The sequence below is a fragment of the Rhizobium sp. LjRoot98 genome, from assembly GCF_964252935.1.
Lineage (GTDB): Bacteria > Pseudomonadota > Alphaproteobacteria > Rhizobiales > Rhizobiaceae > Pararhizobium.
In genome coordinates, this window is sequence record NZ_CAXUPW020000002.1 from 375,532 (window position 1) to 387,694 (window position 12,163).

A 12,163-nucleotide genomic window follows, 5' to 3' on the forward strand; every position below is an offset into this window, starting at 1 on the left:
TCACGCAGTGACAGAGGGGGGTATTGCGGCCCTCGGGGAATACCATGCATCTCCTCCTAGCCCAGAAGGGCACGATCACCGACGGCGAGGAAGCGATCGATCTTGGCCAGTCGCCGGCCGATATCCTGTTCCTTTCGGCTGCCGATACCGAGCTTTCCTCGATTGCCGGTGCGCATCGCACACGTGGGGCAAAGGCGAGCCTCAGGGTCGCGAGCCTCCTGACGCTCAAGCACCCGATGTCGGTCGATACCTATGTCGAACGCACTGCGCGCCATGCCAAGCTGATCATCGTTCGCCCGCTCGGCGGCGCCAGCTATTTCCACTATGTGCTGGAGGCGCTGCATGCGGCGGCTGTTACTCATAAATTCCAGATTGCCGTACTGCCCGGCGATGACAAGCCTGACCCGGGGTTGGAGCCTTTTTCGACCATTTCCGCCGAAGACCGCAACCGGATGTGGGCCTATTTCACCGAGGGTGGTGCCGGCAACATGGTCCGGCTGCTTGGCTATGCCGAGGCGTTGATCGGCGGCTTGGAAAAGCCGGAACCCGCCGCTCCGCTGATGAAGGCGGGGATCTGGTGGCCGGGGCAGGGGGTGATCGGGGTTGAGGCTTGGAAAGCGGCGGCCGGGTTTGTCCCGGATATCGCTTCTCAATCGCCAGCCGGCTCCACCGTCGCTCTATGCTTTTACCGCGCACTGGTTCAAAGCGGCGAGACCAAACCCGTCGAGGCCCTGATCACGGCGCTTTGCGCCAAAGGCATGACCGTTTTGCCGGTGTTCGTATCCAGTCTCAAGGATGCGGTGTCGATCGGCACCTTGCAGGCGATCTTTGGCGAGGTGCCGCCGGCGGTGGTGATGAATGCCACTGGTTTTGCTGTTTCCGCGCCCGGCGCTGACCGCAAGCCGACCGTGCTGGAGTTTTCCGATGCACCGGTTCTCCAGGTGATCTTTTCCGGGTCCTCCCGTTCTGCCTGGGAGGCCTCGCCACAGGGTCTGATGGCACGGGACTTGGCGATGAACGTGGCGTTGCCCGAAGTGGACGGCCGTATTCTGTCGCGGGCCGTCTCCTTCAAGGCTGCGGCGGTTTACGACACGGATGTCGAGGCCAACATTGTCGGGCACGAGCCTCTGGCAGACCGCGTCGCCTTTGCCGCCAAACTTGCGGCGAATTGGGCGAGATTGCGCCGCGCCGCGCCGTCTGAGCGCCGCGTGGCGATCATCATGGCGAACTATCCCAACAGGGATGGGCGGCTTGGCAACGGCGTTGGTCTCGATACGCCGGCTGGCACGATCGAAGTCATGAAGGCGATGGCTGCTGCCGGTTACGCCATCGATTCGGTTCCCGCCGATGGCGACGCCTTGATCCGGTATCTGATGGACGGGCCAACCAATTCGGCGCGGGTCGATTGCGAAATCCGCGAAACGCTTTCCTTGAGTCAATACAACGCCTTCTTCGCGTCTCTTCCCATCCAGATTCAAAGCGAGGTTGCTAAGCGATGGGGAAGTCCGCAGGATGATCCTTTCTTCCGGGATGGCCAATTTGCGTTGCCGCTGACGCGTTTTGGGCAAACGCTGGTCGGTATCCAGCCGGCCCGCGGCTACAATATCGATCTGAAGGAAACCTATCATTCGCCGGACCTCGTGCCGCCGCATGGATATCTGGCTTTCTACGCGTATCTCCGCCGCGAATACGGTGCTCATGCCATCGTCCATATGGGGAAGCATGGCAATCTTGAATGGCTGCCGGGCAAATCGCTGGCGCTGTCGGAAAGCTGCTATCCGGAAGCGGTGTTCGGCCCTATGCCGCATCTCTATCCCTTCATCGTCAACGATCCGGGCGAGGGCACGCAGGCCAAGCGCCGCACCAGCGCCGTCATCATCGATCACCTGACGCCACCGCTGACGCGGGCCGAATCCTATGGCCCGCTGAAAGATCTCGAAGCGTTGGTCGACGAATATTATGATGCGGCTGGCGGAGACCCGCGGCGTCTGCGGTTGCTCAGCAAGCAAATCCTTGAGCTTGTCCGCGATATCGGCCTCGACCAGGATGCCGGCATTGCTCGTACAGACGGTGAGGACAAGGCGCTCGAAAAGCTCGACGCCTACCTCTGCGACCTCAAGGAGCTGCAAATCCGCGACGGGCTGCATGTTTTTGGCGTGGCGCCGGAAGGGCGGCTGCTGACGGATCTGACGGTTGCTTTGGCCCGTGTTCCGCGCGGGTTGGGCGAGGGCGGTGACCAGAGTCTGCAGCGGGCGATTGCGGCGGATGCTTTTGGAAGAAACCCCTCCCCAACCCCTCCCCACAAGGGGGAGGGACTTAACCCGGCGCTCGGTTTCGGATCCCATAGACCCAGTGTTCTGGACACCGCTGCTGCTTCGTCTACAAAGGTTGGAGATAGGCAGGCGGACGTGCCGCAGATCAGTCCCTCCCCCCTGTGGGGAGAGGTTGGGGAAGGGATCTTTTCTTTCGACCCGCTCGATTGCGTCCTTTCCGATCCGTGGGGAGGCTCGAAACCGGCGATCCTCGCTGAAGTATCCGACGCCCCGTGGCGCACCGCTGGCGACACCGTCGAGCGTGTCGAGTTGCTGGCCGCCAAATTCGTCTCCGGCGAATTGGTTTGCCCTGACGACTGGAGCGCCACTCGTGCTGTCCTGGAGGAAATCGAAACCCGCCTCAAACCTTCGATTACCCAATCCGGCGCCGCCGAAATTGCTGCACTGATGACCGGCTTGGATGGCCGTTTCGTCGCGCCCGGTCCCTCCGGCGCGCCGACGCGCGGGCGTCCGGACGTGCTACCGACGGGGCGCAATTTCTATTCGGTCGACAGCCGCGCCGTACCGACGCCGGCGGCATTCGAGTTGGGCAAGAAATCGGCGGAACTGTTGATCCGCCGTTACCTGCAGGATCATGGCGACTGGCCGACATCGTTTGGCCTCACTGCCTGGGGCACTTCGAACATGCGCACCGGCGGCGACGATATTGCCCAGGCGATGGCGCTGATCGGCACCAAACCGGTCTGGGACATGGCGTCGCGCCGCGTCACCGGCTACGAGATCGTGCCGCAGGCGATGCTCCGCCGTCCGCGTGTCGATGTCACCTTGCGGATTTCCGGCTTTTTCCGTGATGCCTTTCCAGAGCAGATCGCGCTGTTCGATACGGCGATCCGCGCCGTCGGTGCGCTCGAGGAGGACGATGCCGACAACATGATTGCCGCTCGCATGCGGGCGGAAACCAAACGGCTGGAAGCTGCCGGTGTCTCCGCGAAGGATGCGTCACGGCGTGCCTCTTACCGGGTCTTCGGCGCGAAGCCTGGCGCTTATGGTGCCGGATTGCAGGCGCTGATGGACGAGGGCGGCTGGAATAACCGCGCCGATCTCGCCGACGCCTATCTCACCTGGGGAAGCTATGCCTATGGCGCCGGGGAAGACGGCAAGGCCGAGCGCGGGCTCCTGGAAGCGCGGCTGAAGACCGTCGAGGCCGTCGTCCAGAACCAGGACAACCGCGAGCATGATCTGCTCGACAGTGACGATTATTACCAGTTCGAAGGCGGCATGAGCCTGGCTGTCGAGCAGATGGCCGGCACGCGCCCGACGATCTACCACAACGACCATTCGCGCCCGGAAAAGCCGGTGATCCGTTCACTGGAAGAAGAGATCGGCCGGGTGGTGCGCGGCCGCGTCGTCAATCCGAAATGGATCGATGGCGTCATGCGCCACGGCTACAAGGGCGCCTTCGAAATCGCCGCGACGGTCGATTACATGTTTGCCTTTGCCGCAACGACAGGCGCTGTCCGCAGCCATCATTTCGAGGCCGTCTACCAGGCCTATGTGATGGACGAGCGCGTCCGCCAGTTCATGGAGGACAAGAACCCGGATGCGTTGCGCGAAATGACCGACAAGCTGATGGAGGCGATCGATCGCGGCCTCTGGTCGCCCCGTTCGAACTCCGCCCGGTTCGAACTGCAAGGCCTTTCGGCGGCGGCGGAATAACGGCGTTTCACCAATGAAAGAACGAATGAATTCGGAGAGGACAGACCATGAGTGAAGACGACGTACAGACAACGGAGACAGGCCCCGTCCAAGACGAGGCACGCCATGCGATGAAGATGGCGAAAAAGAAGACGGCGCGCGAAAAGATCATGGCGACGAAGACGGACCAGAAGGGCTTGATCATTGTCAATACCGGCAAGGGCAAGGGCAAGTCGACGGCCGGTTTCGGGATGATCTTCCGCCATATCGCCCATGGCATGCCGTCAGCGGTCGTGCAGTTCATCAAGGGTGCCTGGGAAACCGGCGAGCGTGACCTCATCGAAAAACATTTTGGCGATGTCTGCCAGTTCTATACGCTCGGTGAAGGCTTTACCTGGGAAACGCAGGACCGTTCGCGCGATATCGCCATGGCCGAAAAGGCGTGGGAAAAGGCCAAGGAACTGATCCGCGACGAGCGTAATTCCATGGTTCTGCTCGACGAGATCAACATCGCGCTGCGCTATGATTATATCGATGTCGCCGAAGTTGTGCGATTCCTGAAGGAAGAAAAGCCGCACATGACCCACGTCGTCTTGACCGGCCGCAATGCCAAGGAAGAGCTGATCGAGGCTGCCGATCTCGTCACCGAAATGGAACTGATCAAGCATCCATTCCGTTCCGGTATCAAGGCGCAGGTCGGCGTCGAGTTCTAGGCGGCTCTACTCATGAGCGCTTACCAGCCAAGCCAGATCCGGACCGGATGGCCCGGATCGGCCAGAAGCTTGATCGCCAGCGCGATGCAAGTGATGACGAGAAGTGGCTTGATGATTCTGGCGCCGTTCTTCATGGCGAAGCGCGACCCGACCTGAGCGCCGGCAAACTGGCCGACCCCCATCAAAAGGCCGACCTTCCAGAGGATCACCCCGTATAGCCAGAAGACGATGAAAGCGCCGATGTTGGAGCCGAAGTTGAGGAACTTCGTATGCGCAGTCGCCTTCAAGACGCCGAATCCTGCAAGGGCAATGAAGGCGAGCATGAAAAAAGAACCCGTGCCCGGCCCGAAGACGCCGTCGTAAAAGCCGATTGCTGGAACCAGCGTCATCGAAAACAGGAAGGGTGTCATCCTCTGCGCCTTGTCGGCGTCGCCAAGGCTTGGCTTGACGGCGAAGTAAAGGGCGATTGCAACGAGCAGGAACGGCAGGACGGCCTTCAATACGTCGCCCGGCACCACGGTTGCAAGGATCGCTCCCACCGCTGCTCCGAGCGCAGACATCGCTGCCATCGGCATTTGTTCACGCAGATTGACATGGCCATGCCGGGCATAGGCGATGCTTGCCGAGCCGGAACCGAACAGCGACTGCAGTTTATTGGTCCCCAATGTTTCGAGCGGCGGAATGCCGGCAATCAGCATGGCGGGGATGGTGATCATGCCGCCGCCGCCGGCGATCGAATCGATAAACCCGGCGAGAAAGGCAGCGGCGAACAAAAAGACGAGGAGCTGGGGAACAAGATCGTGCACGGGAGACTCGTGAGAGATGGGCAATTCAGCCTTGTTTGTCAGAGGTTGCCCGGAAAAGCAAAGAATGCCTGACAGTTGCCTCCAACAAGCCGGAGCATTTCGAATCGTGACGCTCCCGGCTCTTCGAATGACGCAATCCGGTTTGACCGGGCAGGTGGGCTCCGGTAAACAGGAGGCACGTGCGACGGTGCCCATCACGGTGGGCTGAAAAAGCGTCCGGTGCGGCCGACCCAGTCAGGGGGCTTCATCCGGTGCTGTCCAGACCGCTTCGATAGCCTTTGGTTATCGAAGGCCCCGGCGCATCTTGATTGTGCGGCTCGGGAGGCCCGTCTTGTGATGCATCTGGATATCGGCGATCAGCCAGTTCATCGGCCACTCGTGCTTGGCCTTGGCTGCGAGCGTGGCACGCCATGCGACGAAGTGATCCGGCTTGCCGAGGAGGCTCTGGCGGTCGCCGGCATCGATCGGCATGAGCTTACCGGTATTGCCTCGCTGGATAGCCGTGTGGCGGAACCGGCGATGATTGCCGCCGCCCGGCATTTTTCCGTTCCCTTTGTTGTCTTCGATGCCGGAACGCTGGAGGCTCAGACCGCGCGGCTACAGAACCCGTCGGAGATCGTCTTTTCCCTAACGGGTTGTCACGGCGTTGCGGAGGCAGCCGCCCTTGCTGCGGCGGGCCCGTCCGGCGCGCTGATCGTCCCGAAGATCAAGTCGCCTCATGCAACAGCAGCAATTGCGCGTAGGGTATTTTCTGAATCAGATCAGGATGTTGCTGCCGGATGCCGGCAAAGTGATTCCATATCTTCACCTGCCGGTTCACTGCGCCTCATGTCTGCGGCATCAGGAGTGGCGCCATGACCAATCCATTGTTTTCCGGTCTGCCCGAACTTGCGCCGGGCTCGGTCTGGCTGGTCGGCGCGGGTCCCGGTGATCCCGGTCTCTTGACGCTGCATGCTGCCAATGCGCTGCGTCAGGCCGATGTCATCGTCCATGATGCGCTTGTCAATGCTGATTGCCTGAGCCTGGCAAAGTCGGGCGCCGTTCTCGAATTTGCCGGAAAGCGCGGTGGCAAGCCATCGCCGAAGCAGCGCGATATTTCGCTGCGGCTGGTCGAGTTGGCTCGGCAGGGCAAGCGCGTGCTGCGGCTGAAGGGCGGCGATCCCTTCGTCTTCGGGCGTGGCGGCGAGGAGGCGCTGACGCTGGTCGAACACGGCATTCCATTCCGTATCGTGCCGGGCATTACCGCCGGTATCGGCGGGCTCGCCTATGCCGGTATCCCGGTGACGCATCGCGAGGTCAATCACGCCGTGACATTCCTCACGGGCCATGATTCCTCCGGGCTCGTTCCTGACCGCATCCACTGGGAAGGGATCGCCAAAGGTTCTCCTGTGATCGTCATGTATATGGCGATGAAGCATATCGGCCAGATCGCCGCCAATCTGATGTCTGCCGGGCGTTCGCCGGACGAGCCAGTCGCTTTTGTTTGCAACGCCGCTACACCCGAGCAAACGGTGCTGGAAACGACGCTGGCGCGCGCCGAGGCCGATATGATCGCGTCCGGACTGGAGCCGCCCGCCATCGTCGTCATCGGCGAAGTGGTGCGCCTGCGTGCGTCGCTCGACTGGCTGGGCGCATTGGGCGGCCGGGTTCTGACATCCGATCCGCTGTCGAGCCGGGCTTTCAAGGACCCGGCATGAGCGGTCTGCTGATTGCGGCGCCATCGTCCGGCTCCGGTAAGACGACGGTGACGCTCGGACTGATGCGGGCATTGCGCGATCGCGGTATCGCCGTGGCTCCCGGCAAGGCCGGGCCGGATTACATTGATCCGGCCTTCCATGCGGCCGCAAGCGGCAGAGCCTGCTTCAATTACGATCCTTGGGCCATGCGTCCGGATCTGTTGCGTGCCAATGCTGCCATGCAGGCTGCTGATGGCGATGTGTTGATTGTCGAGGCCATGATGGGGCTGTTCGATGGGGCGGTCGACGGGACTGGTTCGCCCGCCGATCTGGCGTCGCTGCTTGGTCTTCCGGTTGTTCTGGTGGTCGATTGCGCCCGCATGTCGCAGTCGGTGGCTGCTCTCGTGCGCGGCTATGCGTCCCATCGCGACGATGTCCATGTGGCCGGGGTCATCCTCAACAAGGTTGGCAGCGACCGTCATGAAATGATGCTGCGCAATGCGGTGGATACCATCGGCATGCCGGTTCTTGGCGTTTTGCGGCAGGATAATGCTCTGAAGCTGCCAGAACGTCATCTCGGTCTCGTACAAGCCGGGGAGCATGGTGGACTGGATGTATTCATCGACCATGCCGCAATGCAGATCGAAAAGGGCTGTGATCTGGATGCGATCCTGTCACTGACCAGGTCAGAATCTCCGCGACAGAGGGCTGCGCAAGTTTCACCGCTGAAACCGCTCGGCCGGAAAATCGCCATCGCCCGCGATATTGCCTTTGCATTCTCTTACGAACATCTCCTGTCCGGCTGGCAGCGTGCCGGTGCCAAGCTGACATTCTTCTCGCCGCTCGCCAACGAGGTGCCTGCAGATGATGCCGATGCCGTTTATCTGCCGGGCGGCTATCCCGAGCTTCATGCCGGGGTATTGTCCGATGCAGGGCAGTTCAAATCGGGCATGACAGCGGCCCGGGATCGAGGCGCCCGGATTTTCGGCGAATGCGGCGGCTACATGATGCTGGGTGAGGGGCTTGTCGCTGCCGATGGCAAGCGCTACGAAATGCTCGGTTTTCTACCGCTCGAAACCAGCTTTGCCGAACGCAAGCGGCATCTGGGTTACCGGCGGATCACTCCGCTCGATGCCAGTTTTTTCGATGGTCCACTGATGGCGCATGAATTTCACTATGCCACGATCCTGTCGGAGGGCGCTGCCGACCGGCTGTTCGATACGGCTGACGCCGCCGGGGAGCCGCTTGGACCCGCCGGACTGCGGCGAGGGCAGGTTGCGGGCTCCTTCATGCATCTCATCGACATGGCCTGCTCTGCATGACCGCGCCGATCGTGCATGGCGGCGGTATTACCGAGGCGGCGGCGTCGTTTGGTGGCAACCCGCAGGACTGGCTGGACCTGTCGACCGGCATCAATCCCAATCCTGTGATGCTGCCCGACATCCCGATCCATGCCTGGCACAGGCTGCCGGACCGTCATCTGGTGGACCGCGCGCGCAATGCGGCTGCCCGCTATTATCGTAGCAGCGATATCCTGCCGCTTCCTGTTCCCGGCACACAATCGGTTATTCAGCTGCTGCCGCGCCTTGTTGCGCCGGGCAGGCGCATCGCCATTTTCGGACCGACCTATGGCGAATATGCGCGTGCTTTCGTCAGTGCCGGTTTTGCGGTCGATGAAATCTCGACGCCCGCTCAGGTGACGCCGGATCATGGGCTGGTGGTGCTGGTCAATCCCAACAACCCGACCGGACGCGCTGTCCTGCCTGCTGATATCGCAGGCATGGCACAGCAGATGAAAGCTTATGGCGGGTTGCTGCTTGTCGATGAGGCTTTTGGCGATACCGAACCGCATCTGAGCGTCGCCGCGCAGGCCGCAAGTAACGATAATCTCATTGTCTTCCGCTCCTTCGGCAAATTCTTCGGCTTGGCAGGGCTGCGGCTTGGTTTCGTCATTGCGGCGGAACCGATTCTGTCGGCATTTCAGGAATGGCTTGGCCCTTGGGCCGTATCAGGACCGGCACTGGTGGTGGCGGCAGACCTGATGGATGGCGACACACAGCCGGTTCGATCGCAGATTTCGGCGCGCAAGCAGGGCCTCGATTCTGTCTTGCGGCAAGCCGGGCTGACGATCATCGGCGGCACGCCGCTTTTCACCCTGGTGGAGCACCAACGCGCGCCGGAACTGCATGAACATCTCTGCCAGGGGCGGGTTCTGACGCGAAAATTCGGCTATGCGCCATCGTGGCTCAGGATTGGACTTGCACCGGATGCGGCAGGCGATACACGTTTGGCGGATGCCTTGAGCAGTGTGCACCTCGCCTGAACGGACTTTTCGATGTCGACCGGAATTCTGCTTGCCCTGATCGCCGCTCTTCTGCTTGACCGGGTCGTTGGCGACCCTGATTGGCTCTGGCGCCGTCTTCCGCACCCTGTCGTTCTATTTGGCGCAATGATCGGCTGGTGCGACCGGACCTTCAACCGCAAGCGCCTAGGCGAGGAGGCTCTGCGGATCAGCGGTGTTCTGGTCATTGCCGTGTTGTTGCTGTGGAGCCTTTTTTGCGGCTGGCTGCTGCACAAGCTGTTCATGCAGATCGGGATTTTCGGCTGGTTGCTCGAAATAATCGTTGTCGCGGTGTTCTTGGCGCAAAAAAGTCTCGCCGACCACGTGTCGCGGGTGGCCACGGGTCTTCGCACCGGTGGGCTGGAGGGTGGCCGCAAAGCGGTGTCGATGATCGTCGGGCGTGATCCCGAGACACTTAACGAACCGGCCGTATGCCGCGCCGCCATCGAAAGTCTGGCGGAGAATTTTTCCGACGGCGTTGTTGCCCCGGCCTTCTGGTATGCACTGCTCGGCCTGCCCGGCTTGCTGGCCTACAAGATGCTCAACACCGCCGATTCCATGATCGGTCACAAGAGCCCGAAATATCTGCATTTCGGCTGGGCTTCGGCGCGTTTCGACGATCTCGCCAACATCCCGGCAGCGCGGTTGTCGATCCTGCTGATCGCGGCTGGCGCAGTCTTGGCCAAGGGACGGCGCGCCGCCCGCAATGCCATCGGCATTGCACTGCGTGACCACGGACTGCATCGTTCGCCCAACTCCGGCTGGCCGGAAGCCGCGATGGCGGGGGCACTCGATGTGCAGCTGGCAGGCCCGAGGATCTATGCTGGTACGCTGGTCAATGAGCCGATGATCAACGGAGCCGGCCGGGCGGTTGCAACGGTAGCCGATGTCGAGACCGGCGTTTCCATATTCTACGGTGCCTGCGCGTCACTTGCAGTTTTGGCGGTGATTGCAGCCCTGGTCGGCAGTATAGTCTAAGCGCGTTACTCGGATTCAAAAAACCATCCGCCCTCGTTAACGCCGAATTTTCCAATTGTCTTAAACGTCTATCATTGCAAAGGCTGTAAAGTTTGTCTCGTGTTGGGACGCCAGTAAAAATTCGTATTACGGAGAGGATTTTTCATGCGTAAATTCTTCGTCGCCTCTTTGGCACTCTTATTGATGCAGTTTCATTCGCCGTCTGCCTTCGCTGCCAATCTTGTTGCAAGGATCAGCCTTTCTTCTCAAACCATGACTGTCTCGCAGAATGGTTTCGTACGGTATCGCTGGAAGGTTTCTACCGCGCGCAAAGGCTATGTGACGCCGCAGGGCAGCTGGAGCGCCAAATGGCTTTCGAGAGATCATCGCTCGCGCAAATATGACAATGCGCCGATGCCTTATGCGGTGTTTTTCAACGGTGGCTATGCGGTGCACGCGACCTTTGACGTGAAGCGCCTCGGCCGTCCGGCTTCGCATGGCTGTATCCGCCTGCATCCGGAAAATGCCGCCGAGTTCTTCGCGCTGGCTAGCGAGTATGGCTTGAAGAATACCAAGATCGTCGTTACCCGCTGACCGGCAAAGGCCGTCGTTCCGGGACTGGCAGGGATGCCAGCCCCAGAGCTGTTTTCAGCCTCAATTCAGGTCGATAACGATCTTGCCGAAGGCGCCGCGGTCAAGGTGGTCGAGGGCAAGGTGCAAGTCTTCCAGCGGATAGCGGGCATCGATGACCGGCTTGATCCCGGTCTGATCGATGGCGCGGGCGAAATCTTCAAGAGACCGCCGGTGGCCGACGCTGATCCCTTGGATGATGGGCGATTTCAGCAGCAGTGGCCCTGCCGGTCCGGCAACGTCGAAACCCTCGAAAACGCCGATGACCGAAATTCTCCCATGCACGGCAACGGCACGGATCGATTGCCCGAGGTTGGGGCCGCCAGCGATTTCCAGAATATGGTGGGCGCCTTCATCGCCGGTGAGCCTGTAGACGGCCTCAACCCAGTCCTCCTTGCTGCTGTTGACGCCATGATCAGCACCGAGCGCTTTTGCCCGCTCAAGTTTTTCGTCGCTACGCGAGGTGATGATGACATTGGCGCCATGTGCTTTGGCAATCTGAACCCCGAACAGGGCGACGCCGCCCGTACCCTGGACAAGCACGGTCGATCCGGCCCTGAGCTTGCCGAGTTCGGCCAATGCGAACCAGGCGGTCAACCCGGCAACCGGCAGGGTACTTGCCTCTGCATCGTCAAGACTGTGCGGCGACGCGGCAAACCAGTCATCCGGAAACACCACATAATCGGCCAGCACGCCCTGATAGGCGCCACCCAGCGTCTTATAGGCCGGCACGCGGGCATTGCCGTTATCCCCGGCGTCGATCCAGTCCGGCTTGAAGGTAGACATCACCCGGTCGCCGGGCTTGAAGCGCGTGACACCCGATCCGACCGCATCGACAACGCCTGCCATGTCGGAGGCAGGCACGAATGGCGTCGGAAGGGTTAGCCCCATGCCTGTTTCGATTACCAGCTTGTCGCGATAATTGAGTGACGCCGCTGAAACCTTGACGCGGATTTCGCCGGGTTCCGGCTCGGGGACTGCCACCGTCTCAAATTTCAGATTGTCGCGGCCGATTGCCTGCATCGACCAGCGCCTCATCGTTGCCGTCATGTTTCGTCTCCTGCTTTCTTGG

Annotated in this window: 9 protein-coding genes and 1 pseudogene; 8 read left to right on the forward strand and 2 right to left on the reverse strand. The window is 61.1% G+C overall.

Going from position 1 to position 12,163, the window contains the following annotated elements; genetic code table 11:
• Window positions 1-44: 44 nt before the first annotated feature.
• The gene (cobN, locus tag ACSQ3J_RS10370) at window positions 45-3,989 is read left to right on the forward strand and encodes a cobaltochelatase subunit CobN (RefSeq protein ID WP_436039068.1); all 3,945 of its coding nucleotides are present in this window, start codon (window positions 45-47) and stop codon (window positions 3,987-3,989) included.
• Window positions 3,990-4,036: 47 nt separating this feature from the next.
• Entirely contained in the window at window positions 4,037-4,681 is a 645-nt protein-coding gene (gene cobO, locus ACSQ3J_RS10375) for a cob(I)yrinic acid a,c-diamide adenosyltransferase (RefSeq protein WP_436039069.1), read from the forward strand.
• Window positions 4,682-4,701: 20 nt separating this feature from the next.
• Here the strand turns inward: cobO and ACSQ3J_RS10380 are convergent, their stop codons facing one another.
• Window positions 4,702-5,487: a TSUP family transporter gene (locus tag ACSQ3J_RS10380; RefSeq protein ID WP_060506222.1), complete on the reverse strand. Its 786-nt coding sequence runs from the start codon at window positions 5,485-5,487 to the stop codon at window positions 4,702-4,704.
• Between the two features lie 336 nt (window positions 5,488-5,823).
• Here ACSQ3J_RS10380 and ACSQ3J_RS10385 point away from each other — a divergent pair.
• The 6 genes and pseudogenes from ACSQ3J_RS10385 to ACSQ3J_RS10410 form a co-directional block, all read left to right on the forward strand.
• Window positions 5,824-6,228, forward strand: a pseudogene (locus ACSQ3J_RS10385) (cobalamin biosynthesis protein); the annotation flags it as partial.
• A 113-nt stretch (window positions 6,229-6,341) separates the two neighbouring features.
• Window positions 6,342-7,184 carry a uroporphyrinogen-III C-methyltransferase gene (gene cobA, locus ACSQ3J_RS10390; RefSeq protein WP_060506224.1) on the forward strand — a complete coding sequence of 281 codons (843 nt, stop codon included), beginning with the start codon at window positions 6,342-6,344 and terminating at the stop codon, window positions 7,182-7,184.
• Window positions 7,181-8,485, forward strand: a complete 1,305-nt coding sequence (locus ACSQ3J_RS10395; protein ID WP_060506225.1) for a cobyrinate a,c-diamide synthase — start codon at window positions 7,181-7,183, stop codon at window positions 8,483-8,485. The genes cobA and ACSQ3J_RS10395 overlap by 4 nt, the downstream gene beginning before the upstream one ends.
• Window positions 8,482-9,486: a threonine-phosphate decarboxylase CobD gene (cobD, locus tag ACSQ3J_RS10400; protein WP_436039070.1), complete on the forward strand. Its 1,005-nt coding sequence runs from the start codon at window positions 8,482-8,484 to the stop codon at window positions 9,484-9,486. Before ACSQ3J_RS10395 ends, cobD begins: the two co-directional genes overlap by 4 nt.
• A gap of 12 nt (window positions 9,487-9,498) precedes the next feature.
• Window positions 9,499-10,482, forward strand: coding sequence for an adenosylcobinamide-phosphate synthase CbiB (gene cbiB / locus ACSQ3J_RS10405; RefSeq protein WP_060511795.1), 984 nt, complete (start codon window positions 9,499-9,501; stop codon window positions 10,480-10,482).
• Between the two features lie 144 nt (window positions 10,483-10,626).
• Window positions 10,627-11,055: a L,D-transpeptidase gene (locus ACSQ3J_RS10410; protein WP_060506228.1), complete on the forward strand. Its 429-nt coding sequence runs from the start codon at window positions 10,627-10,629 to the stop codon at window positions 11,053-11,055.
• A 60-nt stretch (window positions 11,056-11,115) separates the two neighbouring features.
• On the opposite strand, the gene ACSQ3J_RS10415 is transcribed toward ACSQ3J_RS10410, so the two are convergent.
• Window positions 11,116-12,141, reverse strand: coding sequence for a zinc-dependent alcohol dehydrogenase family protein (locus tag ACSQ3J_RS10415; protein WP_060506229.1), 1,026 nt, complete (start codon window positions 12,139-12,141; stop codon window positions 11,116-11,118).
• Window positions 12,142-12,163: the final 22 nt, after the last annotated feature.